This window comes from Deltaproteobacteria bacterium, assembly GCA_009929795.1.
Classification (GTDB): domain Bacteria; phylum Desulfobacterota; class Desulfovibrionia; order Desulfovibrionales; family Desulfomicrobiaceae; genus RZZR01.
In genome coordinates this window covers 1-3,435 of record RZZR01000214.1, presented here as the reverse complement: position 1 = coordinate 3,435, position 3,435 = coordinate 1, and the positions used below count along the sequence as shown (strand labels likewise).

Here is a 3,435-nt window from a genome sequence, read left to right as displayed (position 1 = left end):
GCCTTCGGGGCTGACCGCCCCACCATTTCCGGCCGTGGCGTTGACCGTATAGGTTTCGATGGTCACGGCTCCGCTGGCCACCAGGGCGTAGGTCTGGGGGCCCATGGGCACGTTGTGGCCGTGGATTTGAATGACGTATTCACCGGGGCTTGGATCAGATATGGTTGCCCCGAGTACATTGTTCACTCTATCGAATCCAGGGCCAGTCGCGATGTTGCGGATGTTGACGCCGACGAACGGGGTGTACATCGACAAAACCCATTGTTGTCCATCCCAGACCAGACTGTCGTCGAGAGTCGGCGTGTCGTCGACAAAGATTCCAATATTTGGGGATGATTTCTCGAAAACGATGAAGAATGGACCCGATTCAACCGTGGCGATGACAGGGATGGTGACGGGCGTTAGTCCGGGAGACATATAATCGAGTGTGGTGCTGAACAATGGTGTCCCGGGTGTATTCCCGGGGCCGTCGGCACAACGAACCGACACGGTCATGGGCTCGACCACATCCAGGGGGTTGGAAGGGAAAAAGGTCACCGAGTCGATCACTGCCGGATAATTTTTGGGTGTGAAGCGGACGGCCCGAAGGTCGGCCGTGGAATGAGCGTCTACCGAAGAACCGAGTTTCAAGGAATACAGTGAGGATTGCAGGGTTTTGTCCGCGTATGTGGTCTGCCCCGAAGGATGCAGGATCGACAGATCGAGATCGTTGACCAAGCCACCCTGTGAGGCCTCGCTTCCGGGGTAGTCGGACCAGACCAGGTTGACCTTCAGGGGTTGGTCTGAGCCTTCGACCTGGACGGAGAAGGAGCGTGTTTGGCCAGTGGACAACGCTTCGGCAGTGTTTTCATCGAAATAGTGAAAGGATTTTGGGTGGGGCGGAAAGACGCAGCCCCCGATGTCCACTCGACCCCAGCCGGAGACGTTATTCGGGCCTGGACCGTCGGGAATTTCTCTTTCGGGTCCAAAGCCGAACTGACCAGGGGCGATGTCCTGAGCACCGTTCAGGAGGGCGGCCTTGAGCAGGGCGGCCGAGGGCGAGGCCAGACCGATGGTTTCGGTCAGATACTGACGAACCAGGGCTGCGGATCCGGCGGTCAGTGGGCAGGCCATGCTTGTGCCGCCCATCCAGTAGTACCATGAGTTGTATGGTCCCCAGCTACCACCGCTGGCCAGGGCCGAGCGGGTGGAGAGAATGTTTGTGCCCGGGGCGACGATGTCGGGCTTGTAGCGGCCGTCCAGCACCGGCCCCCGGGAACTGAAGGCGGCCATTCCATTTGGATTGTCGGCCAGGGGATCAGAGAACAGGGGCTCGGCGGCGTAGTCTTTGGGCCATGGATGGCCATAGTTTGTGTTCCATCCGGAACCATCGGGCCGATCTCCCTCCGAGGCTCCGACGGTCACGCAGTTTTTGGCCGTGCTGGGGGGGCCAAGGCTGAACAGGTCGACAATGCCGTCGCGGTCTCTATCGATGCCATCGTTACCGGCGGAAAAGAAAATGAGAAAGTCCCTGTTGTCCCAAACGAATTCATCCACGTCCCTGCTGAATGAGTTGTAAAATGAAGATGCACTGCTTCCCCAACTATTGGTATGGATTCGGGCGCCCACTCCATAGGCCTGATCGAAGAGAACATACAGATTGCCGGGAATGCCAATGAGATTGCCGGAGTCGTCGGCCGTGGCTTGAAAAACGAGGGATGCCTCGGGGGCCGATCCGGCAAACGATGTTGGGGGATACTGGCTTGCTGCCGGGGTGCTTCCCGACTGAAGACCATTTCCGAGAACGGACCCGGCCACATGCGTGCCGTGACCGTCGAAATCGAAGGCTCCCAGGCCGGACCAGTCGTAGATGGCCACGACTCTGGAATTGTCTTGTCCATCGGTGAAATCCGGGTGCAGATGGGCAGGGTCGGTGCTCCCCCGGTCCAGCCCCGTGTCGCAGACGGCCACGATTTGGCCCTTCCCGGTCAGTCCATGACTGTCCCGCGCCGCGCGCAGGTTCATGACGTCCGAGGACTTGTTGTTGTGCAATTTCCATCTGGGAGCCGGTTCGATCCAGCGAACGGCTTGGGTCCCAGAGAGGGACTCGATCAGGTTGGCGGATCCTTCTTCGGGAGGGGTGACTTGGAGGGCTGTTTTCCATTTGGTCGCGGTTTGGCCAATGATCTGTCCGCCGGCCCGGGTCACGGTGGCGGCAACGGCGTCCACGTCCTCGCCGGGGAAGAGAATGACTTGAATCCCGGCATTTTCAGAAGCGGTTGCGGCCGTGTTGAGCAGGGCCGGACTGATTTTATAGGCGGGCAGGTACGGGCCGGTCCAGCGGATGCGGGGGACCTGGGACAGGGCCTTGGCCCCTGAGACTTCGGTTCGGACCAGATAGGCGAATTCGGGGACGTATTCGAGGATGGTCGCCCCTGTGGCCTCCACGGCCTCGCGCCATTCCGGGCGGATGGGCCCGTCGAATTGGATCAGATGATAACGGCCCTGCACTGGCGGATGGCTTGGTTCCTGGGTTACGGCCAAGGGATCGAAGGCGCCCGAAGCAAGGCGCAGGGGAATGGCCGGAGTCCGGAGAGATTCAGAAGTTTGGACCGCGATTTTTCCGTTCAGGGGATGAAAACCCTCAAACGATGGGTCTGCCCCGGCCAAGGTCGGAACAAGCAGGAGCATCAACAGAAGAAGAAGCAGACGACCCTTGACCATGAAAAGACCTCCTTTGGAAACGATGAATTTGGGCCGGACGGGGGCGATTCGAAAATCGGTATGCCAGAGTCCGGCGGACAACTAATTTTCCGCGAGTATGAATTCGATCTTCATGAGCCGACCGAGTTCTTCCAGAAGTTCGGCAATCTTGAAGGGCTTGCGCACGAACCCGTCGGCCCCGGCCATGGCCGCCTCGTTGCGGCACTCCTCGAAGGCGCTGGCCGTTATCATGACGATGACGGTCTCCTGCCCCCCCGGCAGGGCCCGGATGCGGCGGATGGCCTCCATGCCCGACATGCCGGGCATGCGTCGGTCCATGAGCACGGCGTCGGGCCTGCGTTCACTGAAGACGTCCAGGGCCTGCCGACCGTCGGCAGCCTCCAGGACCTCGCAGCCGATGTCCTCGAAGATGTCCCGAAGCAGATCCCGGTTCAGGGCGATGTCGTCGGTGACCAGGATGACCGGGGCTGGACCGTCCTTCCGGACAGCGGTCACGGTTCGTTCGGTCGATTTGGCCAGGGGGCGATCCAGGGCGGTGGCCCGGAAGCTGAAAGTGGCCAGAACACCCCCGCCGGGAGCATTTTCAAGGACAAGATCCCCGCCCATGAGCCGGGCGTATTCACGGCTGATGAACAGGCCAAGACCCGAGCCTATGGGGCAGCATTCGTGATCGGAAATTCGTTCGAAGGCCTCCATGGCCCAGTTCAGGCTGCATTAGGGGATGCCTGGGCC

The 3,435-nt window shown here is 60.4% G+C and carries 2 protein-coding genes; both read right to left on the bottom strand.

The genetic code is table 11. The annotated features are described in order from the left end of the window. On the bottom strand, nt 1-2,703 hold a 2,703-nt coding region (locus EOM25_13305), incomplete at its 3' end, for a hypothetical protein (GenBank protein NCC26151.1). 81 nt (nt 2,704-2,784) lie between these two features. Beyond that, on the bottom strand, nt 2,785-3,399 hold the full coding sequence (locus EOM25_13300) for a hybrid sensor histidine kinase/response regulator (protein ID NCC26150.1): 615 nt from the start codon (nt 3,397-3,399) through the stop codon (nt 2,785-2,787). Between the last annotated feature and the right edge of the window lie 36 nt (nt 3,400-3,435).